Origin of the sequence: Pseudonocardia sp. WMMC193 (assembly GCF_021728735.1) — a bacterium.
In the GTDB taxonomy this organism is placed as follows: Bacteria; Actinomycetota; Actinomycetes; order Mycobacteriales; family Pseudonocardiaceae; genus Pseudonocardia; species Pseudonocardia oroxyli.
The window spans coordinates 4,227,752-4,249,692 of sequence record NZ_JAKKDO010000003.1; the positions used below are offsets into that span (position 1 = coordinate 4,227,752).

At 73.8% G+C, this 21,941-nt stretch carries 21 protein-coding genes; 11 read left to right on the forward strand and 10 right to left on the reverse strand.

All coding sequences use genetic code 11. The features are described 5' to 3' along the window. Positions 1–142: 142 nt before the first annotated feature. The 3 genes from L3X23_RS21870 to pdxH form a co-directional block, all read right to left on the reverse strand. Entirely contained in the window at positions 143–1,435 is a 1,293-nt protein-coding gene (locus L3X23_RS21870) for a citrate synthase (RefSeq protein ID WP_237194122.1), read from the reverse strand. Positions 1,436–1,563: 128 nt separating this feature from the next. Continuing rightward, positions 1,564–2,820 (reverse strand): MFS transporter, encoded by a 1,257-nt coding sequence (locus L3X23_RS21875; protein WP_237198093.1) that lies wholly within the window; start codon positions 2,818–2,820, stop codon positions 1,564–1,566. Positions 2,821–3,006: 186 nt separating this feature from the next. Further along, the gene (pdxH, locus tag L3X23_RS21880; protein ID WP_237194123.1) at positions 3,007–3,660 is read right to left on the reverse strand and encodes a pyridoxamine 5'-phosphate oxidase; all 654 of its coding nucleotides are present in this window, start codon (positions 3,658–3,660) and stop codon (positions 3,007–3,009) included. Positions 3,661–3,773: 113 nt separating this feature from the next. Between pdxH and L3X23_RS21885 the strand changes: the two genes are divergently transcribed. Then, positions 3,774–4,952, forward strand: a complete 1,179-nt coding sequence (locus L3X23_RS21885) for a citrate synthase 2 (RefSeq protein ID WP_374204889.1) — start codon at positions 3,774–3,776, stop codon at positions 4,950–4,952. 63 nt (positions 4,953–5,015) lie between these two features. On the opposite strand, the gene L3X23_RS21890 is transcribed toward L3X23_RS21885, so the two are convergent. Then, the gene (locus tag L3X23_RS21890) at positions 5,016–6,284 is read right to left on the reverse strand and encodes an MFS transporter (RefSeq protein ID WP_237194125.1); all 1,269 of its coding nucleotides are present in this window, start codon (positions 6,282–6,284) and stop codon (positions 5,016–5,018) included. Positions 6,285–6,353: 69 nt separating this feature from the next. Beyond that, on the reverse strand, positions 6,354–6,950 hold the full coding sequence (locus L3X23_RS21895; RefSeq protein ID WP_237194127.1) for an LLM class flavin-dependent oxidoreductase: 597 nt from the start codon (positions 6,948–6,950) through the stop codon (positions 6,354–6,356). 175 nt (positions 6,951–7,125) lie between these two features. Here L3X23_RS21895 and serC point away from each other — a divergent pair, with 175 nt between their 5' ends. Together serC and sepH are read left to right on the forward strand one after the other, a co-directional pair. Beyond that, positions 7,126–8,241 (forward strand): phosphoserine transaminase, encoded by a 1,116-nt coding sequence (gene serC, locus L3X23_RS21900; RefSeq protein ID WP_237194129.1) that lies wholly within the window; start codon positions 7,126–7,128, stop codon positions 8,239–8,241. Positions 8,242–8,515: 274 nt separating this feature from the next. Continuing rightward, positions 8,516–9,601: a septation protein SepH gene (gene sepH / locus L3X23_RS21905; RefSeq protein WP_237194131.1), complete on the forward strand. Its 1,086-nt coding sequence runs from the start codon at positions 8,516–8,518 to the stop codon at positions 9,599–9,601. A gap of 70 nt (positions 9,602–9,671) precedes the next feature. On the opposite strand, the gene L3X23_RS21910 is transcribed toward sepH, so the two are convergent. Together L3X23_RS21910 and L3X23_RS21915 are read right to left on the reverse strand one after the other, a co-directional pair. Further along, complete coding sequence (locus L3X23_RS21910; protein WP_237194134.1) at positions 9,672–10,238, reverse strand: DUF2537 domain-containing protein; 567 nt, start codon at positions 10,236–10,238, stop codon at positions 9,672–9,674. A 4-nt stretch (positions 10,239–10,242) separates the two neighbouring features. Continuing rightward, positions 10,243–11,046 (reverse strand): RNA methyltransferase, encoded by an 804-nt coding sequence (locus L3X23_RS21915; RefSeq protein WP_237194136.1) that lies wholly within the window; start codon positions 11,044–11,046, stop codon positions 10,243–10,245. Between the two features lie 139 nt (positions 11,047–11,185). Between L3X23_RS21915 and L3X23_RS21920 the strand changes: the two genes are divergently transcribed. From L3X23_RS21920 to L3X23_RS21945, 6 genes are all read left to right on the forward strand, one after another. Further along, a complete protein-coding gene (locus tag L3X23_RS21920) occupies positions 11,186–12,694 on the forward strand; it encodes a glutamate--cysteine ligase (RefSeq protein WP_237194137.1) in 1,509 nt (502 codons plus the stop codon). Positions 12,695–12,933: 239 nt separating this feature from the next. Beyond that, positions 12,934–13,848, forward strand: a complete 915-nt coding sequence (locus L3X23_RS21925) for a hypothetical protein (RefSeq protein WP_237194139.1) — start codon at positions 12,934–12,936, stop codon at positions 13,846–13,848. Continuing rightward, positions 13,845–14,837: a hypothetical protein gene (locus L3X23_RS21930; protein WP_237194141.1), complete on the forward strand. Its 993-nt coding sequence runs from the start codon at positions 13,845–13,847 to the stop codon at positions 14,835–14,837. Before L3X23_RS21925 ends, L3X23_RS21930 begins: the two co-directional genes overlap by 4 nt. A 16-nt stretch (positions 14,838–14,853) precedes the next feature. Next, the gene (locus L3X23_RS21935; RefSeq protein ID WP_237194142.1) at positions 14,854–15,720 is read left to right on the forward strand and encodes a hypothetical protein; all 867 of its coding nucleotides are present in this window, start codon (positions 14,854–14,856) and stop codon (positions 15,718–15,720) included. Positions 15,721–15,726: 6 nt separating this feature from the next. Then, positions 15,727–16,704, forward strand: a complete 978-nt coding sequence (locus L3X23_RS21940; RefSeq protein WP_237194144.1) for a glycoside hydrolase family 16 protein — start codon at positions 15,727–15,729, stop codon at positions 16,702–16,704. Between the two features lie 209 nt (positions 16,705–16,913). Next, positions 16,914–17,801: a DMT family transporter gene (locus tag L3X23_RS21945; RefSeq protein WP_237194145.1), complete on the forward strand. Its 888-nt coding sequence runs from the start codon at positions 16,914–16,916 to the stop codon at positions 17,799–17,801. 51 nt (positions 17,802–17,852) lie between these two features. On the opposite strand, the gene L3X23_RS21950 is transcribed toward L3X23_RS21945, so the two are convergent. Together L3X23_RS21950 and L3X23_RS21955 are read right to left on the reverse strand one after the other, a co-directional pair. Then, a complete protein-coding gene (locus L3X23_RS21950) occupies positions 17,853–19,100 on the reverse strand; it encodes an MFS transporter (protein WP_237198094.1) in 1,248 nt (415 codons plus the stop codon). Positions 19,101–19,138: 38 nt separating this feature from the next. Further along, entirely contained in the window at positions 19,139–20,566 is a 1,428-nt protein-coding gene (locus L3X23_RS21955; protein WP_237194146.1) for an NCS2 family permease, read from the reverse strand. Positions 20,567–20,627: 61 nt separating this feature from the next. Here L3X23_RS21955 and L3X23_RS21960 point away from each other — a divergent pair, with 61 nt between their 5' ends. Beyond that, entirely contained in the window at positions 20,628–20,882 is a 255-nt protein-coding gene (locus L3X23_RS21960) for a DUF2530 domain-containing protein (protein WP_093084564.1), read from the forward strand. A gap of 96 nt (positions 20,883–20,978) precedes the next feature. After that, on the forward strand, positions 20,979–21,716 hold the full coding sequence (locus L3X23_RS21965; protein WP_237194147.1) for an SDR family NAD(P)-dependent oxidoreductase: 738 nt from the start codon (positions 20,979–20,981) through the stop codon (positions 21,714–21,716). Here L3X23_RS21965 and L3X23_RS21970 read toward each other — a convergent pair. Next, positions 21,713–21,928 carry a hypothetical protein gene (locus L3X23_RS21970; RefSeq protein WP_093084558.1) on the reverse strand — a complete coding sequence of 72 codons (216 nt, stop codon included), beginning with the start codon at positions 21,926–21,928 and terminating at the stop codon, positions 21,713–21,715. The genes L3X23_RS21965 and L3X23_RS21970 overlap by 4 nt on opposite strands. Positions 21,929–21,941 lie beyond the last annotated feature (13 nt).

The window sequence follows — 21,941 nt, forward strand, 5'->3', positions numbered from 1 at the left end:
CGCAGGCCCCCACCCGCGCGCCGAACCGACGTCCGGCTCACACGCCCGGGCGTCCGACTCGCGTGTCCGAAGAGAGGGACTCCCGGGTCGGGGTCGTGCGTGGCGAGTGGTGCTCTGGCACCACTCGCCACGCACGGGCGCGTCAGCGCTTCTCGACGTCCACGTAGTCGCGGGCGCCGGAGCCGACGTAGAGCTGGCGGGGGCGGCCGATCTTGTTGGCCGGGTCCCCCATCATCTCGCGCCAGTGGGCGATCCAGCCCGGGAGCCTGCCGAGGGCGAAGAGGACCGTGAACATCTTGGTCGGGAAGCCCATGGCCCGGTAGATCACGCCGGTGTAGAAGTCGACGTTCGGGTAGAGCTTGCGCTCGACGAAGTAGTCGTCCGCGAGGGCCTTCTCCTCGAGCCGCATCGCGATGTCCAGCAGCGGGTCGGTCACCCCGAGGGCCTTGAGCACCTCGTCCGCCTTCTGCTTCACGATCTTGGCGCGCGGGTCGTAGTTCTTGTAGACCCGGTGGCCGAAGCCCATGAGCTTGACGCCCTGCTCCTTGTTCTTCACGCGCTCCATGAAGGCGTCCGCGTTGCCGCCCTCCTCCTGGATGCGGGTGAGCATCTCGAGGACGGACTGGTTGGCACCGCCGTGCAGCGGGCCGAACAGGGCGTTGACGCCCGCGGAGATGGAGGCGAACAGGTTCGCCTGGGAGGAGCCGACGAGCCGCACCGTGGACGTCGAACAGTTCTGCTCGTGGTCCGCGTGCAGGATCAGCAGCGTGTCCACGGCCTTGGCCATGGTCGGGTCGACCTCGTAGGGCTCGGCCGGGAAACCGAACGTCATGCGCAGGAAGTTCTCCACCAGGCCCAGCGAGTTGTCCGGGTAGAGGAACGGCTGGCCGACGGACTTCTTGTACGCGTAGGCCGCGATCGTGAAGACCTTGGCCATCAGGCGCACCGTGGAGAGCTCGACGGCGTCGTCGTCGAACGGGTCCAGCGAGTCCTGGTAGAAGGTCGACAGCGCCGAGACCGCGGACGACAGCACCGGCATGGGGTGCGCGTCCCGCGGGAAGCCGTCGAAGAAGCCCTTGAGGTCCTCGTGCAGCAGCGTGTGCCGCGAGATGTCCGTGGTGAACTTCTGCAGCTGCTCGGCGGTCGGGAGCTCGCCGTAGATCAGCAGGTAGGAGACCTCGAGGAAGCTCGAGTTGTCCGCCAGCTGCTCGATCGGGTAGCCCCGGTAGCGGAGGATGCCGGCGTCGCCGTCGATGTAGGTGATCGCGGAGGCGCAGGCGGCCGTGCTGGTGAATCCGGGGTCGAACGTCGTCATCCCCGTCTTCGCGAGGAGCTTGCTGACGTCGACCGCCGACGCTCCCTCGGTCGGCGTCTTGATCGCCATGTCGTGCGTGCCGCCCGGGTAGTTCAGGACGGCGGTGTCTTCGTCAGCCATGTGGAGGTTCCCTCTCACCCTGGTTTCTTCTGCGTTTCCGCCACGCTAGTGCGCCGGGGCGCGATCCGTACCCCTCGGGCGATGCCGTGACGGCCGTAAGCGGTAAGGATCACTCACCCGGACACCTCTTACGGGGTGTGGGCGACGGGCGCGCGGTACTCCCAGAACTCGCGGTAGCGGAACACGACCAGCAGGGTCACCACGACCACGGCCACGCCGCCGATCCAGGCCGCCGTCCCCGGCCCGACGGCGTCCGCCGCGGCACCGTGCCACAGGTCCGCCAGCCGCGGGCCGCCCGCGACGACCACGGTGAACACCCCCTGCATGCGCCCGCGCATCTCGTCGGTGGCCACGGACTGCAGCATCGAGTTGCGGTACACCGAGCTCACCAGGTCGGCCGCCCCGGCGACGGCCAGGAAGAACACGGCGAGCCACAACGAGGACGTCAGGCCGAAGAGGGCGACACCCAGCCCCCAGACGCAGATCGCGAGGGTCACGGCCACACCCTGCCGGGCGACCCGCGCCAACCAGCCGGACAGCACCCCACCGGCGACCATGCCCAGGGGGATGGCCGCGAACAGCAGGCCCATCGCGAAGCCGCCGCCGACAGGATCCCCGAACACGGTGTGGCTGATCTCGGGGAACAGGACGCGGGGCATGCCGAAGGCCATCGCGACGACGTCGACGAGGAACGACACCAGCAGGATCTTGTGCATCGCGGCGTACCGGAAGCCGTCCACGATCTGGCGCAGGCCCGCCTTGCGCGGGCTCGCCTCCTGCGGGGGCAGCGTCGGCAGCCGGAAGGTCGCCCACAGCGTGGCGAGCAGCAGGATCGCGTCGAGCAGGTAGAGCATGCCCAGCCCGATGACCGGGATGAGGACGCCGGCCAGCAGCGGGCCCGCCACGGCGCCGAGCTGGGTGACCGTCATGTTCAGGGCGTTCGCGGCGGGCAGCTGGGCCGCCGGGATGAGCCGCGGGATGACCGCCGCGCGGGCGGGCATGTTCATCGCCAGCATCGACGACTGCAGCGCGAACAACACCAGGACGACCCAGACGTTCCCGATGCCGCTCTCGGCCACCACCCACAGCGCGAGCGAGGTCAGGGCGATGCCGGTGCCCGTGGCGAGCAGCATCACCCGGCGGTCGACCGCGTCCGCGATCGCCCCGCCCCACAATCCGAACACCACCAGCGGGACCAGGCCGAACGCCCCGGTCAACCCCACGTAGGTCGAGGACTGCGTCATCGCGTAGATCTGCGCGGGGACGGCGACGACGGACAGCTGCGCGCCGATCGTCGTGACGACGCCGGCGGCCCACAGCCGCCGGTAGGCGGGCGTGCGCAGGGGGGTCGTGTCGGCGAAGGCGCCGCGCGCGATCCGGGACAGCCGGGTGCGGGCGTGCGGGGAGGAGGCGGAGGCGGAAGCGACGGTGGGGGCCTCCGGCTCCGGGGGCAGCCGTGCGGTGTCCCCGTCGGCCGGTCCCGGGGTCGGGACGGTCGGCGGGTCCGGACAGAGGGGGTCCGTCGGCTGCTCCGGGGGTGGCGTACTCACGCCGCCATCACTACCACCGTGTCATGGCGCAAGCCTGACGACCTTCCAGGTGCGGGTGTCCCGGTCGCCCACGAACCGCAGCCGGTCGTGCATCCGGTCGGTGCGGCCCTGCCAGAACTCCACCTCGTCCGGCACGATCCGCCAGCCGCCCCAGTGCGGCGGGCGCGGGACGACCTCGGTGTCGGCGAACCGCCGCTCGACGTCCGCGAGCGCCTGGTCGAGCACGCTCCGGTCGGCGACGACGGCCGACTGGGCCGAGGCCCACGCGCCCAGCTGCGAGCCGCGCGGCCGGGTGGCCCAGTAGGCGTCGGCCTCGGCGTAGCTGGTCTGCTGCACGATCCCGCGCACGTGCGCCTGCCGGTGCAGCGGATACCAGGGGAAGGTCGCGGACGCCTCGTGGGACTGCCGCAGGTCCTGACTCTTCGCCGAGGTGAAGTTCGTGAAGAAGACGACACCCCGCTCGTCGAGGCCCTTGCACAGCACCGTGCGCGAGGCGGGCCTGCCCGCCGGGTCCGCGGTGGCCAGGACCATGGCGTTCGGCTCGGCGACCCCGGCCTGCTCGGCCGCGGCCAACCACGCCGCGAGCTGCTCGTGCCAGGTGGGCGCGAGCTGGTCGACGTCGAACCCGCTCGTCTGGTAGTCGACCCGCATCCGCGCGAGCGTCGTGTCCGTCATGCCCAGACGGTAGGCAACCCCGGTGACGACGGAAAACCCTCCGTTCGGGTCCGTGACCCAGGACACCGCCCGGCCCGGCCCCGGCGTGAGAAGGTGACGACGGCATTTCTGGGATGTGGCCGACGGCGCCGACCGGTCCTCGTCGGTGTCCGACGACGAAGGAGACCCCGGTGTCCGAAGTACCCCCGCCCCCGCCCGGCTTCAAGTCCGGTCTGGAGGGCCACGTCGCCTTCCGCACCGAGATCGCCGAGCCGGACAAGGACGGTGGCGCCCTGCGCTACCGCGGCGTCGACATCGAGGACCTCGTCGGGTCCGTCACCTTCGGCAACGTCTGGGCCCTGCTCGTCGACGGCCGCTTCGGCCCCGGCCTGCCCCCCGCCGAACCCTTCCCCATCCCCGTCCACACCGGCGACGTCCGCGTCGACGTCCAGGCCGCCCTGGCCATGCTCGCGCCGCACTGGGGCTACAAGGCACTCCTGGACACCGACCCCGACGAGGCCCGCGACCAACTCGCCCGCGCCTCGGTCATGGCCCTGTCCTACGTCGCCCAGTCCGCCCGCGGCATCGGCGTCCCCGCCGTCCCCCAGTCCCGCATCGACCAGGCCCAGACCATCACCGAACGGTTCATGGTCCGCTGGAAGGGCGACCCCGACCCCGCCCACGTCAAGGCCATCGACGCCTACTGGGTCTCCGCCGCCGAACACGGCATGAACGCCTCCACCTTCACCGCCCGCGTCATCGCCTCCACCGGCGCGGACGTCGCCGCCTCGCTCTCCGGCGCGATCGGCGCCATGTCCGGCCCCCTGCACGGCGGCGCCCCCGCCCGCGTCCTCCCCATGATCGAGGAGGTCGAGCGCACCGGGGACCCCGAGGCGCTCGTCCGCGGCATCCTCGACCGCAAGGAGAAGCTCATGGGCTTCGGGCACCGGGTCTACCGGGCCGAGGACCCCCGCGCCCGCGTGCTGCGGCGCACCTGCCAGGAGCTGGGCGCCCCGCGCTACGAGGTCGCGGCCGGACTCGAGCAGGCCGCCCTGCGGATCCTGCGCGAACGCCGCCCCGACCACCCCATCGAGACCAACGTCGAGTTCTGGGCCGCCGTCATCCTCGACTTCGCCCAGGTCCCGCCGCACATGATGCCCGCGATGTTCACCAGCGCCCGCACCGCGGGCTGGTCGGCGCACATCCTGGAGCAGAAGCGCGAGAACAAGCTCGTCCGCCCCTCCGCCCAGTACATCGGCCCCGGCCCCCGCAAGCCCCAGGACGTCGAGGGCTGGGACCTGCTCACCGCCTGATGCCGCTGCTGCTCCGGCGAACGGCGCCCTCGCTCACACCTGGTGGGCGAGCGCGCCGTTCGCTCACACGGTGGCGGGGACCGGCGTGCGCTGCCTGCGGATCGCGATGCTGGCGAGCGCGGCGACGCCGCAGAGGACGGCGCCGCCGTACCAGGCGGCGTCGTAGCTGCCCAGGGCGTCCCGCACCAGGCCCGCGGCCAGGGCGGCGGCCGCCGCGCCGAGCTGGTGGCTCGCGAACACCCAGCCGAAGACGATCGGGGCGCGCGCCCCGAAGGCCTGCCGGCACAGCGCCATCGTCGGCGGCACCGTGGCGACCCAGTCGAGGCCGTAGAAGATGATGAACGCGAAGATGCTGGCGTTGAGGTCGGCACCGAACAGCGGCACGAGCAGCGCCAGCGACACCCCGCGCAGCGTGTAGTAGGCCAGCAGCAGGATCCGCGGGTCGAAGCGGTCGGTCAGCCACCCGGAGCAGATCGTCCCGGCGATGTCGAAGATCCCGACGAGCGCGAGCAGGCTCGCCGCGGTGGTCGCGGGCATCCCGTGGTCGTGGGCGGCCGGGATGAAGTGCGACTGGACCAGCCCGTTCGTGGTGGCGCCGCAGATGAAGAAGCCGACCACCAACAGCCAGAACGTGCGGCGGCGTGCGGCCTCGGCCAGCGTTCCCACCGCGAGGCGGGCGGCGCCCGACCGCAGCGGCTCGACGACGTCCTCGGCCGTGCCGCCGTAGGGCAGCTCGCCGACGTCCGCGGGCCGGTCCCGCAGGAACGCCAGCACGACCGGCACCACGAGCAGCGCGGCCGCGGCGACCGCCACGGCGGCGGTGCGCCAGCCGTCGGTCTCCACCAGGTGGGCCAGCAGCGGCAGGAAGATCAGCTGGCCGGTGGCCGTGCCCGCCGTCAGGACGCCGGAGACGAGTCCGCGGCGGGCGACGAACCACCGCCCGACGACCGTCGCCACCAGCGCCATCGCCATCGACCCGGTGCCCAGGCCCACGACCACGCCCCAGAGCAGCACGAGCTGCCACGACGCCGTCATGAACACCGTGAGGCCCGAGCCGATCGCGACCAGGACCAGCGCGACCGCCACGACCCGGCGCACCCCGAAGCGCTCCATCAGCGCCGCGGCGAAGGGGGCGGTGAGCCCGAACAGCGCCAGGTTGACCGCGAGCGCACCGGAGATGGTGCCGATCGACCAGCCGAACTCCGCGTGCAGCGGCTCGACCATCACCCCCGGCGTCGAGCGGAAGGCGGCGGCGCCGATGAGCGCCAGGAACGTCGCGGCGGCGGCGTACCAGGCGGGGTGCACGCGCCGCCGGGACCGGAGTTCTGTCACGAAACCCAGCGTTCCCTACGGGACCGCCGCGGGGAAGTGGCCGGGCGGTCATGCGCCGTCAGGATCCGGTCACGCCGCGATCGAGGCCATCCGCCGGACCGTCTCGGCGAACTCCGCGAGCTCCACCCCGACGTCCGCGGTGCGGGGCCGCAGCAGCAGGCCCGCCGGACGCAGCCGCCGGACCAGGCGCTCGAGGTCCGCGCCCGGTGCGACCTCGACGACCGTGCGCAGCGCCGTGCCCCGCGGCGCGGGCGCGCCGAGCGGCTGCGGCACGTACGCGCTCGCACCCGGCTGGGCGAGCCAGGTCGGCAGGCCGGTCAACCCGTGCCGACGGGCCAGCTCCGTGCGGACCTCGGCCGCGTGCGCAGCCGGGTCCCGGCCGGTCCCGCCGGGCGACCCGACGACGAGCTCGGCCCGCCCGCGCGCCCGCGCGGCCAGGTCCGCCAGGGACTCGGCGTCCGTGGCGGACCGCCGCCAGTGGCCGCCGACCGCGAGGCCGATCCGGATCCGGATCGTGCGCCCGGCCGCGACCGCCAGCGCCATGCCGGAGTCGCCGTAGCTCGCGGGCGCCTCGTGGCACCAGGCGCGGGTGAAGCCCAGCTCCTCCGCGAGCGCGACGTGCTCGGGCGTGGCCACCCCGACGGCGAGTGCGCAGTCGATCTCCATGACGGTCCTTCCCTCACGACGCAGACCCGACTCTTCTCGATCGATCCCGAAGCCTCGTTTCACGTGTCACCCGCTTGGCCGACACGCCGTGACGGAGGGACCTGCGGACGATCACCGCCCGTGCTGGGACGGGCCGACCCCACGCGCCCGCGCGCGACTTGCGACACTGGGACCCGTGAGCGACCTGCAGATCCCCGCGGACCTCCTGCCCGGCGACGGACGGTTCGGCTGCGGACCCTCGAAGGTCCGTCCCGAGCAGCTCGAGGCCCTCGCCCGGGCGGGCGACGTCATGGGCACGTCCCACCGCCAGAAGCCGGTGAAGTCCCTGGTCGGACGGGTGCGCTCCGGCCTGCGCGAGCTCTTCTCGCTGCCGGACGGCTACGAGGTGGTGCTCGGCGACGGCGGTTCCACCGCGTTCTGGGACGCCGCGGCCTTCGGCCTGGTGAAGGAGCGCTCGCTGCACCTCACCTACGGCGAGTTCTCCGCGAAGTTCGCCGAGACCACCCGGGGCGCCCCGTTCCTGGCCGACCCGGTGGTCGTCGCCGCGGACCCGGGCAGCGCGCCCGAGCCGACCGCCGACCCGTCGTGCGACGTGCTGGCCTGGGCGCACAACGAGACGTCGACCGGCGTCGCGGTGCCGGTCGTGCGGCCCGAGGCGGCGATCGACGGCCAGCTCGTCGTCATCGACGCCACCTCCGGCGCCGCGGGCCTGCCCGTCGACATCACGCAGGCGGACGCCTACTACTTCGCCCCGCAGAAGGGCTTCGCCTCCGACGGCGGCCTGTGGCTCGCGCTGATGAGCCCCGCCGCGCTGCAGCGCGTCGCGGACCTCGCCGCGGGGGACCGCTGGATCCCGCCGTTCCTGTCGCTGGCCACGGCCGTCGACAACTCGGTGAAGGACCAGACCTACAACACCCCGGCCGTCGCCACCCTGATCATGCTGGCGGACCAGATCGACTGGATGCTCGGCCTCGGCGGGCTCGACGGGTGCGTGGCCCGGACCAAGGACTCCTCCGACCGGCTGTACAGCTGGGCCGAGAAGTCCGAGTTCGCCACGCCGTTCGTCACCGACCCGGCGCACCGCTCGCAGGTCGTCGGCACGATCGACTTCGCGGAGTCCGTGGACGCCGCGGCGGTCGCGAAGGTCCTGCGGGCCAACGGGGTCGTCGACACCGAGCCCTACCGGAAGCTGGGCCGCAACCAGCTCCGGATCGGCATGTTCCCGGCCGTGGAGCCCGCGGACGTCTCGGCGCTGACCGCGTGCGTCGACTGGGTCGTCGAGCACCTCTGACCGATCCCGCCGTCGAGAGGGGCCGGGCCGCGTGGTCCGGCCCCTTTTTCACGCCCGAGCGTGACGGAATGTAGTCACACCAGTAACATCCACCCCACACTGCTCGACTCCGGCACGCCTTGTGACTGCTCGGGGTCGTGCTCGTCGGGAGAGGCACGGGAAACGCCCGGTAGCGGGCACGGCGCGCCTCACCCGTCGGACACGATTCGGCATCTACCGTCACCCGGACGGGGGCCGAGGTCGGGCTTCGGGCGAGTGCGGAGGTGCGGCGGAGATGCGGTCGTTGCGGGTCGTCGGGATCGCCGAGGACGGTGCGGTGGTCCTCGAGGACTCGGCGCGCCGCGAGCGGTACACGGTGCCCGCGGACGAACAGCTCCGCGCCGCCGCCCGGGGAGACCTGACGCGGCTCGGCCAGATCGCGATCGAGTTGGAGAGCCAGTTGCGCCCACGCGAGATCCAGGCCCGCATCCGTGCCGGGGCGTCCGTGGACCAGGTGGCCGCCGCCGCCGGGGTACCCAGCCAGAAGATCGAACGGTTCGCCTACCCGGTGCTGCTCGAACGCGCCCGCACGGCCGACCTCGCGCGCAACGCGCACCCCGTCCGCGAGGACGGCCCGGACCTGCGGACACTCGACGAGACCGTCGCGCACACCTTCGGGCTGCGCGGCCAGGACCCGACGACCGTCGACTGGGACAGCTGGAAGGGCGAGGACGGCAAGTGGGTCGTCGGCCTGTGCTGGCGGTCCGGGAAGTCGGACATCCGCGCGCACTGGAGCTTCCAGCCCGGCGCACACGGCGGCACCGTCACCGCGCTCGACGAGCACGCCCGGGACCTGGTCGAGGGCCGCCCGCAGCAGCCGCTGCGGCCCGTCGGCCCGGTGATCGACATGGCGCGCACCGAGGAGGCCGAGGCACCGGCCGCGGAGGCGGAGCAGGCGAGCGAGAGCGTGCCCGCGGCGGTGAACGGGGGCGCCCCGATCGCGCCGGAGCAGCGCCGCGCAGCCACCGCGCGGACCGCCGTCCGCACCCGCACCGAGTCGCGCACCGAATCGCGTACCGAATCACCCCGCACCGAATCGCCGCGCACCGAATCGCCGCGCACCGAGAGCGCCCGGCCCGTGCAGCGGGAGGCGGCGCCGACCCACCCGGCCGCCCGCAACAGCGACACCCGCCCGGCTCCCGAGCCCGCCCCTGAGCCGACCCCCGAACCCACCCCCGAGCCCGTCCCCGAACCCGCAGCCGCCGAGGCGGAGCCGCAGGCCGAACCGAGCAAGCAGCCCCCGGCCCGCCCGCGCGCGAAGAAGGGCAAGCCCGTCATGCCGAGCTGGGACGAAGTCCTCCTGGGCGTCCGCGGCAAGTAACCGCAGTGTGGCTCCACCACTGTCGCTCTGCGGCCGCGGAACGACAGTGGTGGCTCCATGATGCGTGGGGCTAGGTGAGGAACTCCCCCAACAGGAGCACCACCCAGGCCGCGGCGAGGCCCGCGGCCACACCCAGGGCGATCCAGCGCCAGAACCGCTGCCTGCGGGCGAGCCAGAGCGACGGCGCGAGCCCGCCGACCACGAGCAGGTTCGCCGGGATCCACAGCAACCCGAACGCCTCGCCGAAGGCCCGGGACAGCGCGACGTCCCCGATGGCCGCGAGCACCGCGAAGAAGGCGGCGACGGGCAGACCGGTCTCCCAGGGGGTCGGCTCGCTCGGCGCCGTGCGGGGCAGCGGGATCGGCCCGGTCTGGGAGCGCCCGACCACCCGCTCGCGCCCACCCGTCAGCGGGTCGACGTACTCGACGGGCCTGCCCAGTGCGTCGGACACCCGGCCCGCGAGCTGCCTGCCGCGGCGGGACACGATGTCCCGCTGCTCCGGCAGGATCGGGGCGCCCGCGATGCTGGTCGCGACCGCGGCCCACTGCCGCAGGTCGGACGTCAGGTCCTCGGGCAGGCCGGCATCGCCCGGTCGCCTCTCGCCGAGCACCACCCGTCCCCCCGCACCGAGGTGCACCGGTTCAGAGTACGGACGCCGCCACGGCATGGAAGGCCACGGCCGCAGCCGTTGCCACATTGAGAGAGTCGACGCCCGGGGCCATGGGGATGCCGACGCGGACGTCCGCGGCGGCGAGTGCGGCGTCCGTCAGGCCCGGGCCCTCGGCGCCGAGCAGCAGCGCGACCCGGGCCCCGGCCAGGCCCGCGGGCAGCGGGGTGCCGGACGGGGTCAGGGCCGCGACGGTCAGCCCGCTCTCGCGCAGCAGGTCCAACGAGTCCGGCCACGGTTCGTCGAGGTGGGCGAACGGCACCCGCAGGACGTGGCCCATCGACACCCGGACCGAGCGCCGGTACAGCGGGTCGGCGCAGCGCGGGCCGAGCAGGATCCCGTCGACGCCCAGCGCGGCGGCGTTGCGGAACAGCGAGCCGAGGTTCTCGTGGTCGTTGACCCCCTCGCAGACGGCGAGCACCCGCGCCGTCCGGGCGAGGGACGCGGCGTCCACGGGCGCGGCCCGGTCGGCGACGGCGAGCACGCCCCGGTTGAGGTGGAACCCGACGGTCGTCGCCATCGTGTCGGCGCTGGCCGCGTAGGCGGGGACATCGAGGGGCGCCAGGTCCGCGGACAGCTCCTCGATCCGCCGGGGGACGCCCAGCAGCGACCGGACGGGGTAGGGGGACTCCAGCAGACGCCGTACCACCACGACGCCCTCTGCGATGACGAGCCCGCGGCCACCCGGACGATCCGGCCGGCGGTCCGCCGTCGTGAGGTCGCGGTAGTCGTCGAGCCGCGGGTCGGCGGGGTCGTCCACGGTGGTGATGATGGCCACGATGACCGATCGTCCCAGGTCGTCTGCCGTTCGTCGCACCGGGTCGCCCGGACAGCCGGTACCGCCAAAGTCGGGGATGTGCCACGGTGGAAAACCGCGCGCCTTTCGAGGGCGCGGCAGGAGGAGGCATCGGGAGAGCATGGGCCAGGACGTCGACCGGACCCGGTTCAGTCGGCGGGAGCGCCAGCGGTATCGAGCCAAGGTGCAGCGTTGCCTCGAGGCGTTGACGACGATGCTGCGGGAGCACCCGTTCGCCGAGGACGACCCGATGACCGGCATCGAGGTGGAGCTCAACCTGGTCGACGGCGCCCTCGCTCCCGCGATGACCGGCCGGGAGGTGCTCCGGGCCATCGGCGGCACCGAGTTCCAGACGGAGCTGGGCCGCTGGAACATCGAGCTGAACCTGCCGCCGCGCCCGCTGCCCGGCGACCAGTGGCGCCACCTCGAGCACGAGCTGCTGGACGAGCTGGCCGTCGCGGGGGCGAAGGCGCGGGACTGCTCGTCCAGCATCGCCATGATCGGGATACTGCCGACCCTGGAGCGGAACCACCTCGTCTCGGACTCGATCTCGGCGGACGATCGTTACGCCGTCCTCAACGAGCAGATGCTCGCCGCGCGCGGCGAGCCGATCCACATCGACATCGCGGGCGGCGACCCGGCGGGCAGGCACGCGGTGGCCGCCGAGCGGTTCGCCGCGGACTTCGAGACGATCATCCCCGAGGCCGCCTGCACGTCGATGCAGCTGCACCTGCAGGTCTCGCCGAGCTCCTTCCCGGCGTACTGGAACGCGGCGCAGTGCCTCGCGGGCGTGCAGCTCGGGCTGGGGGCGAACTCCCCGTTCCTGCTCGGCTCGCGGCTGTGGGCCGAGACCCGGATCCCGCTGTTCACCCAGGCCTGCGACGTCCGGACGGTCGAGCTGCGCAACCAGGGCGTGCGACCGCGGGTGTGGTTCGGCGAGCGCTGGATCTCCTCCGTGCTGGACCTGTTCGCCGAGAACGCGCGCTACTTCCCCGGCATCGTCCCGTTCCCCGGCGACTCCGACCCGATCTCCACGTTGCGCGAGGGCGGCGTCCCCGACCTCGACGAGCTGAAGCTGCACAACGGCACGATCTGGCGCTGGAACCGTCCGGTGTACGACGTGGCGGACGGCCAGCCGCACATCCGCCTGGAGAACCGGGTGCTCCCGTCCGGGCCGACCGCCGTCGACATGGTGGCGAACGCGCTGTTCTTCTACGGGCTGCTGCGCGTGCTCGTCGAGGCGGACCGCCCGCTGTGGCAGTCGATGAGCTTCGAGGCCGCCGAGGAGAACTTCTCGACGGCCGCGCGCCACGGCATGGACGCGCCGCTCTACTGGCCGGGGACCGGGTGGATCAAGCCGGACGAGCTCGCCCTGCGCAAGCTCCTCCCGCTCGCCCACGAGGGCCTCTCCCGGTGGGGGGTGACGCCCGCGGTGCAGGACCGCTACCTGTCCGTCATCGAGCGGCGGTGCGTGTCCGGGCAGACCGGCGCCGCCTGGCAGCTGCAGACCGTCGCCGCGCTGGAGCGACGCGGGGCGTCCCGGGCGGGCGCGTTGCACGGGATGCTGGAGCGGTACCTGGAGTTCTCCGAGGCCAACGAGCCGGTGCACGCCTGGCAGCTGCCCGCCTGACCCAGCGCTGACGCGCCCGTGCGCGGTAAGTGGTGCCAGAGCACCACTTACCGCGCACGACCGGAGCTGCCGCTTCCCGCGCGTCCCGCCCGGCCGCGGGACCACGGCCCACCGCGGGAACGGCCGGCCGCCCCGTTCGCGATCGTGAACGGGATCCCCCGAAACCGCCCGGACGCGGCGCCGGGTTCCTAGCGTGCCCCCTCGTCGTCGGCAGCCCGCCGGCGAGGGGAGGCAGCACCATGTCCGCGTTCCGGTTCTTCGGCAGGCCCGAGCCCGCCGAGCGCGAGATCGCGCCCGACAGCGCGACGGGCCACGCGCGCCCCGCCCGCCGCGCGGAGGACCTCCTGGCCCCGCCCCCGCAGGCGTGGGGCGGGCCTCCCCACGGAGCGGCCGGCGGGTGGCCCGCCGCGCCGGAGCCCTACCCGGAGACCAGGCCCGGTCCGGTGGACACGCACGGGTGGGCGGGTGCTCCGGTCGGCGGCGGGTGGTCCGCTGCGCCGGAGCCCCACCCGGAGGCCCGGCCCGGCCCGATGGACACCCACGGATGGGCTCCGGTCGGCGGCGGGTGGTCCGCTCCCACCGAGGCGCCCCGGTGGACGGGCACCCCGGCGCACATGCAGGACGAGACCCCGTACTGCGCCTGCACGGTGCGCGAGGGCGACCCACACCCGGCGGAGGCCGCCGCGCTCGCGACCGCGTTCGCGGCCGACTACCTGTCCTGGGACGAGGACGACCCCGACCTGCGGGCCCACGTCCTCGGCGAGTACCTGGCCGCCCGCCGCCCCGTACTGCTGGGGTGGTCCGGACAGGGCAGGCAGCGGGCGGACTTCGCGGTCCCCGGCGTGGTCCGCCCGGACGGCGACGGGCGCGTGCTGGTGGACGTCCGCGTCCGGGTGACGCCCTACCGCCGGGTCCCCGGCGGCAGGCCCCTCCCGCCCGACGATCCGGACGAGGACGGCCCCACCGTGCCCGCCGCCGCCCCGGCACCCGCCGCCCGCGGGTGGCGCGGGCTGCCCGGCCGCTGGGTGCGGCTCAGCGTCGCGGTGCTCGCGGCGGGCGACCGGCTCGTCGTCGACGCCGAGGACGAGTCCGAGGACCCCTGGGTCGAGCCCGCGCCCGAGCTCGCCGACGACCTCCCCGAGGAGACCCTGTGAGCGGCTACCGACCGCCGATCGTCGCCGGGGTGTCCGGCGGGGTGGGCACCACGATCCTCGCGCTCGCGCTCCACGGGCGGGACGCGGGCACCGACACGGCGCAGGCCGACCTCCTGGTGTGCCGCAGCAGCGTCGAGTCGCTCGACCGGGCCGCCCGGATCGCCGACCTCGCCTGGCCGGGTCGCTACCCCGTCCTGCTCGTCACCCTCGACGGCACCGAACGGCGCCCGCCCGCGCGGCTCGCGCGGCTCCACGACCGCTGGACGGCGGTGGTTCCCGTCCCGCACGTCGCGCTGTGGCGGGAGCTGGCCGATCCCTACCGCGAGGCCGCGGGGTTGCTCGGGAGGCCGCGGGCGGACCTGCCCCGCCCGGTCCGGGCCCTGGCGGACGCGATCCGGCGCGCCGCCCGGGTCGTCGCGGAGTCGGGCCGGCTGTCCGGCCCGCCGACCCCGCCGACGGACCGACCCGCAGCGGAGGTCGTCCCCGCACCGACCGGGTTCGGCACGGGCCTGCCGCACGCCGCCCCGTTCCCCGGGCCGGTCGCTGGGCCGCCGCCCGCCACCGGCCACTTCCCCGCCGCCGGGCCGATCCCCACCGCCGGCCCGTTCCCTACTGCCGGGCCGTTCCCCGCCACCGGGCCGTTCCCCGCTGCCGGGCCCGTGTCCGCCACCGGGTCGTTCCCCAGTCCGATGCCGCCCGGCCCGCCGCCGCGCTGGGCCCAGGCCGTCCCGCACGAGATCGGCACCGCCGCCGGATCGGCACCACACGCCACCGCAGAGGACCGGCACACACTCGCGGAGCCACCCCACCACCCGCCGGCACCGCAGGCCCCGGCGCAACCCGACGAGCCCGGGCCGCTCCGACTCGTCCACACCCCTGTTGATTCCACTGTGGACTCCACAGGCTGTGGAGAACCCGAGCACCGGCTGCCCGAGCTCCACCCGGTCCGCGGGATCCGGGTGCTCGACGCGGGCGGGGTCGCCGGATGAGGGCCCGGCGGTAGCGGTGCGACTCCTGCTCGCCGCGGTCCTGACGGCCGGGGCCACCCTCACCGCGCCCCCGACCACTCCGGCCGCCGCGGTCACCACGGTCACCACGGTCACCACGCCACACCAGCCGGTCGTGGTCGTGCCCGCGCCCGCCCGCGCCCCCTTCCCGGAGCGGTGGAGCGCACTGGCCTGCCCGGAGCTGGCACCGAACGCGCCGGACGGTCGGGTGCGCCGCGTCGCGGCGCGCACCGACGAGCCGGCGCCCCTCACCCAGCTCCGCCGGGCCTGCTCCCGGGTGCGCAGCGGGCTCGCCGCACTCGCGCGCACACCCGTCGCACCGGCCGTCGGGCCGGAGGCGCTGCGGCACAGCGTGTCCGCGGCCGTCGAGCGGGCGGCGGCGACACCCCCGCCGCCGGCGCCGCCGGCGCCCTGGACCGGCGGGGCGTCCGGCTGCGCCGTGCCGGACCCGACCGGCGGCGGAGGCTGTGTCACCGAGGCGACGCGACACGGGCTCGCCGCGGTCGAGGCCGCGTTCGGCCCCCTCGCCGCCGGGCCGACCGTCCGGTCCGCGAGCTGCTGGGACGAACACGCCTGGAACCCCGCCAGCGACCACCCGCGCGGTCGGGCCTGCGACCTCTTCCCCGGCACCGCCGGCGCGTTCCCCTCCGACGCCGAACAGGCGGCAGGCTGGCGGGTCGCGGACTACCTGCGTGCCCACGCCGACGCGCTCGACGTCTCGTACCTGATCTGGCAGGGCCGCTACTGGGATCCGTCGGTCCGCGACGGCGACGGCTGGGGCAGGCCGTACTCCAGCACGGTCTACGACACCGCGGACGTCACCGGCGGCCACTACGACCACGTCCACGTGAGCTTCGCCGAGTGAGGTCCGATGCTTGAGCTCCCCCCGCAGCTCGTCCGACTGCTGGTCACCGGCCTGACCACGCTGATCGGGTTCCTCGCGCCGACGCCCGCCGAGACCGTCGCACCCCTCGTGCCGGTCGTCCGGACCGCGGCCGAACGGGCGGAGAGCGGCGGTGAGCGGGTCCGCCGGATCCCCGCCCCACCCCGCCGCGGCGCGGACGCGCGGTCGGGTAGGAACACCACGGTGACCCCCGACGACGACGCGCCCACCGGAGGCGCGGGCGAGGCGACCCGACCCGATCGCGGGAAACCTGCGGACGCCGAGCCGCGGACGAGCCGGACCGGGACCGGGGCGACCGGCGGGTCCGCCGCCGGCGGCCCCACCGCCGCGGCGACGCACGGCTGGGGCACCCCGACCCGCGTGGACGAGTTCGACGGCGGCGTCGGCGGGGACTGGGGGATCTACGACGGCTCCGGCCACGACGGCAACGGCCGCCGCTCCCCCAGCGCGATCTCCGTGGCCGACGGGATCATGACGATCACCGGCACCCCCGACGGCACCACCGGCGGCATGGCGTGGAACCCCGGCCGCATGTACGGCCGCTGGGAGGCCCGCGTCCGCTCCCCCGCGGGCGACCCCGACTACCACTCGGTGCTGCTGCTCTGGCCGGACGCGGAGAACTGGCCGGTGGGCGGCGAGGTGGACTTCATGGAGATCTCGGACGCCTCCCGGCAGAACGTCGAGATGTTCCTGCACTACGGCGCGGACAACTCGCAGGTGCAGGGGGACGTGGACATCGATGCCACCGAATGGCACACCTGGGCGGTCGAGTGGACGCCCGACCACATCGCGGCGTTCGTCGACGGCGAGGAGTGGTGGCGCACCGACGACACCGGGATCCTGCCGCCCGGGCCGATGCACCTGACGATCCAGCTCGACAACTTCGGCGGCCCCGGCCGGGAGACGCAGATGCACGTGGACTGGGTCAGGGAGTACGACGTCTGAACGCTCGAGACGGGTGAGAAGAGCGCGCGGAACGCACCATCGACGCCTGAAGGGCCCCGGCCGATGCGGCCGGGGCCCTTCGTTCCCGAACTGACGCGCCGCTCCCACCACGAAGCGACGTGACTGAAGTTAGCCTACCCTCACTCACACCGCAAGACCCGGACCGAAATCCGCGCGAGATCCGTCCGTCCACGCTCTACCGTCCGCGTGTGAACGACTCTCGCCGCGCGCTCGCGGCCGTCGCGGTGACCGTCCTCGCGTGGGCGAGCGCGTTCGTCGGCATCCGGTTCGTCGGGCGCGCCTACGACCCGGGCTCGCTCGCCCTGGGTCGCCTGCTCGTCGGCACCCTGGCGCTCGGCGCGATGCAGGTGGCCCCGGGCCGCTGGGTGCGCCCGACCGGGCGGGAGTGGGGACTGCTCGTGCTCTGTGGCGTGGCCTGGTTCGCGGTGTACAACCTGGCGCTCAACGCCGCGGAGCAGCGGGTCGACGCGGGGACCACGGCGATGCTGGTCAACATCGGCCCGATCCTGATCGCCCTGTTCGCGGGCCTGCTGCTCGGCGAGGGCTTCCCGCGGCCGCTGCTGGTGGGCGCGGCGGTCGCGTTCGGCGGCGTTCTGGTGATCGGCGCGGCCACCGCGACGGGCGAGCGGACCGACCTGCTCGGCGCCGCACTCTGTGTGGTCGCCGCGGTGACCTACGCCGTCGGCGTGCTCGCCCAGAAGCCCACGCTGCGCAGGATCCCCGCCCTGCAGGTCACCTTCCTCGCCTGTGCGATCGGGACGGTGGGCTGCCTGCCGTTCGCACCGGCGCTGGTCACGGACCTCGCGGGCGCGCCGGTGTCCGCCACCGCGGCGTTGGTCTACCTCGGGCTCGTGCCGACGGCGCTCGCGTTCAGCACCTGGGCCTACGCCCTGTCCCGGATGGACGCGGGCCGCCTCGGCGTGACCACCTACCTCGTGCCGCCGATCACCGTGGCGATGGCGGCGGTCCTGCTGGCCGAGGCGCCGCCCGTGCTCGCCCTCGCCGGCGGCGCGTTGTGCCTGGTCGGCGTGGCCCTGACGCGGATCAGGCCCCGCGACCGGAGCCGCGGGGCCTGACACCTTCCCGAACTGACGCGCCGCTCCCACCACGAAGCGACATGAGTGAAGTTAGCCTAACCTCATTTGCTCGTCAACCCCGCGTCGCCACTGCTGTCGCCAGCCACCCTCGCCGCGGCGCGCGAGCACCACCGCGACGGCCAGGACGGACAGGACCGTCACCACCCCGCCGACGATCAGCGGGGAGCGTCCGCCGAAGTGCTCGGCCACCACGCCGAGCACGGGGGCGCCCAGCGGGGTACCACCCAGCAGCAGGAGCATGTAGATGCCCATGACCCGGCCGCGCACGGTCGGGTCGACGGAGAGCTGGACCGCGGAGTTCGCGGACGTCGTGAAGAGCAGCGCGGCCAGCCCGACGGGGACGAGTGCGAGCCCCGCGGTCAGGTAGGTCGGCATGGACCCGGCCACCACGAGCAGCACCCCGAACACCACGCCCGAGCCGGCGACCATGCGCAGCCGCGGTTTGGTGGTGCGTCGCGCGGCGAACGTGGCGCCGAGGACGGACCCGACCGCCAGCAGTGTGGTGAGCAGGCCGTAGCCCTGGGCGTCCCGGCCGAAGACGTTGCGGGCCAGCAGGGCGATGGTCATGAAGAAGTTGATCCCGAACGTCGAGACCAGGAACACGAGCACCATGATCGCGACCAGGTCCGGACGGGCGCGGACGTAGGCCAGCCCGTCCCGCAGCTGGCCCGGCGCGCGCGGCACCCGCTCGCTGCGGTAGAGCCGCTCGGGCCGCATCAGCAGCAGCCCGGAGATCACGCCGACGAAGCTCGCCGCGTTGATCAGGAAGACCCACCCGGTCCCGACCGCGACGATGAGCGCCCCCGCCACGGCGGGCCCGATGATCCGCGCCAGGTTGAAGACCATCGAGTTCAGCGCGACGGCGTTGACGACCTGCCCCGGCCCCACCATCTCGCTGACGAACGACTGCCGCATCGGGGTGTCGAACGCGGAGAAGCAGCCCAGCAGCAGGCACAGCAGGTAGACGTGCCACAGCTGCACGACGCCGGTGAGGACCACCGTGCCCAGCGCCACCGCGCAGAGCCCCATCGCCGCCTGGACCACGACCAGCACGATCCGCTTGTCCACCCGGTCGGCCAGCACGCCGCCCCACAGCGTGAGGAACAGCATCGGGGTGAACTGCAGCGCGGCCGCGATCCCCAGCGCCGTCGCGCTCCCGCCCGTCAGGTCCAGGACCAGCCAGTCCTGGGCGATGCGCTGCATCCAGGTGCCGACGTTCGACACGATCTGACCGGACAGGAACAGGCGGTAGTTCGGGACGCGCAGCGAGACGAACATGCCTGCTCGAGTCTCGACTGCCGTCACATTTGATTAGCTTACAGCAATGACCTGAGGGGTCCGATGGCGAAGTAGCCCACGAACGCCACGGCGACGACCCACATCAGCGGGTGCACCTGTCGGGCCCGGCCCGTGGTCGCCGAGAGCAGCACGTAGCTGATGAACCCCGCGCCGATGCCGTTGGCGATGGAGTAGGTGAACGGCATGACCACGACGGTGAGGAACGCGGGCAGCGCCGTCCGCAGATCGGTCAGGTCGATGCCGCTGACCTGCCGGAACATCATCGCGCCGACGATCACGAGGGCGGGCGCGGCGGCCTCGACCGGCACGATCGCGTAGAGCGGGGTGAAGAACATGGCGAGCAGGAACAGCACGCCGGTCACGACGTTCGCGAGGCCGGTCCGCGCCCCCTCGCCGATCCCGGAGGCGGACTCCACGAACACCGTGTTCGACGAGCTCGACCCCAGACCCCCCGCCACCGCACCCGCGCCCTCGACGACGAGGGCCCTGCCGATGCCCGGCAGCGTGCCGTTCTCGTCCGCGAGCCCCGCCTGCCGGCCGAGCCCGGTCATGGTGCCCATGGCGTCGAAGAAGTTCGCCAGCACCAGGGTGAAGATCAGCAGCGCGACGGTGAGGACGTCCAGCCGGGAGAACGCCCCGAACGACACCTGCCCGACGAGCGAGAGGTCCGGCAGCCCGACGATGCGGTCCGGCAGAGCGGGCACCGACAGCGACCAGCCCTTCGGGTTCGTCGCCGACGAGCCCACCTGCACGATCGCCTCGACGACGATCGCCACGACCGTCGTGGCGGCGACGCCGATCAGCAGGCCCGCCCGCACCCCCTTCACCACCAGCACGCCGGTGAGCAGCAGGCCGACGACGAACACCGCCGTCGGCCAGGAGGCGATCGACCCGCCGATGCCCAGGCCGACGGGCACGGTGGTGTTCGCCGCGTCCGGCAGCCTGCGGACGAAGCCGGAGTCCACCAGGCCGATGAGCGCGATGAACGCCCCGATGCCGACGGCGATGGCGGCCTTGAGCGAGGCGGGCACGGCGTTGAACACCGCCGTGCGGAACCCGGTGACGGCGAGCAGGACGATGACCAGGCCGTCGATCACGACCAGGCCCATGGCCTCCGGCCAGGTCATGAGCGGCGCGATCGTCACCGCGAGCAGCGTGTTGATGCCCAGACCGGTGGCGATGGCGAACGGCAGGTTGGCGATGAGCCCGAACAGGATCGTCATGACGCCCGCGACGAGCGCCGTCACGGCCGCCACCTGCGAGATCGGCAGGATCGCACCGAGCACGTCGGTCTTGGCCCCGGGATCGGTCGGCGCGAGGCTGCCGAGGATGAGGGGGTTGAGGACGATGATGTAGGACATCGTCACGAAGGTGACGAGTCCGCCGCGCAGCTCCCGGGGAACCGTGGACTCCCGCTGCGACACCGAGAAGAGCCGCTCGATCACCGGCACACCGTAGGGGCAATCCCCAGCGCGCGCTCAGGTCGTCACCGGTACGGTTCGCGGCATGGTCGACCCGCCCGCGCTGCCCCGCGGCACCACCGACGTCACGTTGGTGGTCGCGATCGGCACGCTGGCCTGGGTCACCGGGGCCGCGGTGCTGTTCCTCGCCCACGTGGTCGGCGGCCGCCCGCTGGACGTCTGGTTCACCACCTGCGTGGTCGGCGCGGGCCTGGGCGCCCTGGGCTTCGGGGTGTTCCGCTGGCAGCGCGCGGCGGCCCGCCGCGGCGCCCGCGGCGCCCAACGCGGCCTCGAGGACTGACCCGCCCGTCTCATCCCGCGCGGCGAGCGGCGCGTTCGCTCACACCTGGTGAGCGAACGCGCCGTTCGCCGGGTGGGGGCGGCATAGGGTTGGGGCATGACCGCACGTCCCACCGCCGTCGTCACCGGGGCCAGCTCCGGCATCGGCGCCGCCACCGCCCGCGCCCTGGCCGCCGCCGGGTTCCACGTCGTCCTCGGGGCCCGCCGGATGGACCGGCTGACCGCCATCGCCAAGGAGATCGACGGGACCGCGCTGCCCCTCGACGTGACCGACAAGGCGTCGGTCGCCGCCTTCGTCGAGGCGGTCCCGGAGTGTCGGCTGCTCGTCAACAACGCCGGCGGCGCGAAGGGGCTCGAGCCGGTCGAGGAGGCCGACGAGGCCGACTGGATCTGGATGTACGAGGTCAACGTGCTCGGCACGCTGCGCCTGGTCCAGGGCCTGCTGCCGACGCTGCGCGCCTCCGGGGACGGCCACATCGTCACCGTGACCTCGATCGCCGCGCTGCAGCCCTACGACAAGGGCGCCGGGTACACCGGCGCGAAGCACGCCCAGGCGATGCTGCACCGCACCCTGCGCGGGGAGCTGCTGGGCGAGCCGATCCGGCTCACCGAGGTCGCGCCGGGCATGGTCGAGACGGAGTTCTCCCTGGTCCGCTTCGCAGGCGACCAGGAGAAGGCGGACAACGTCTACCGCGGGCTCACCCCGCTCACCGCGGAGGACGTCGCGGACGTCATCGCCTTCGCCGCCACCCGGCCCAGCCACGTCAACCTGGACCAGATCGTGCTCAAGCCCAGGGCCCAGGCGGACGCGATGCGCGCCCACCGGGACGCCTAGACCCCTTCGTCGGACGCGCGGTTCTCCTCCGCGGCGTCCGCGGGGGCGTTGCCGTCGAGGGCTCCGGCGATGCGCTCCTCCGACTCCTCCAGGATCTGCTCGGCCTCGTCGCGGCGGTCGGTGACGTCCCCCGCGGCGCGCTCCTCCGGGAGCGGCTCGGCGCGGGTCTCGGCGCGCTCGGCGGGGATCTCGTTGACGGACGGATCGGTCATGCCCTCGGCCTAC

Coding starts and splice junctions, on each gene's coding strand:
- L3X23_RS21870 (WP_237194122.1), bottom strand. CDS start 1,435: ATGGCTGACGAAGACACCGCCGTCCTGAACTACCCGGGCGGCACGCAC.
- pdxH (WP_237194123.1), bottom strand. CDS start 3,660: ATGACGGACACGACGCTCGCGCGGATGCGGGTCGACTACCAGACGAGC.
- L3X23_RS21885 (WP_374204889.1), top strand. CDS start 3,774: ATGTGGCCGACGGCGCCGACCGGTCCTCGTCGGTGTCCGACGACGAAG.
- L3X23_RS21895 (WP_237194127.1), bottom strand. CDS start 6,950: ATGGAGATCGACTGCGCACTCGCCGTCGGGGTGGCCACGCCCGAGCAC.
- sepH (WP_237194131.1), top strand. CDS start 8,516: ATGCGGTCGTTGCGGGTCGTCGGGATCGCCGAGGACGGTGCGGTGGTC.
- L3X23_RS21920 (WP_237194137.1), top strand. CDS start 11,186: ATGGGCCAGGACGTCGACCGGACCCGGTTCAGTCGGCGGGAGCGCCAG.
- L3X23_RS21925 (WP_237194139.1), top strand. CDS start 12,934: ATGTCCGCGTTCCGGTTCTTCGGCAGGCCCGAGCCCGCCGAGCGCGAG.
- L3X23_RS21940 (WP_237194144.1), top strand. CDS start 15,727: ATGCTTGAGCTCCCCCCGCAGCTCGTCCGACTGCTGGTCACCGGCCTG.
- L3X23_RS21950 (WP_237198094.1), bottom strand. CDS start 19,100: ATGTTCGTCTCGCTGCGCGTCCCGAACTACCGCCTGTTCCTGTCCGGT.
- L3X23_RS21960 (WP_093084564.1), top strand. CDS start 20,628: ATGGTCGACCCGCCCGCGCTGCCCCGCGGCACCACCGACGTCACGTTG.
- L3X23_RS21965 (WP_237194147.1), top strand. CDS start 20,979: ATGACCGCACGTCCCACCGCCGTCGTCACCGGGGCCAGCTCCGGCATC.
- L3X23_RS21970 (WP_093084558.1), bottom strand. CDS start 21,928: ATGACCGATCCGTCCGTCAACGAGATCCCCGCCGAGCGCGCCGAGACC.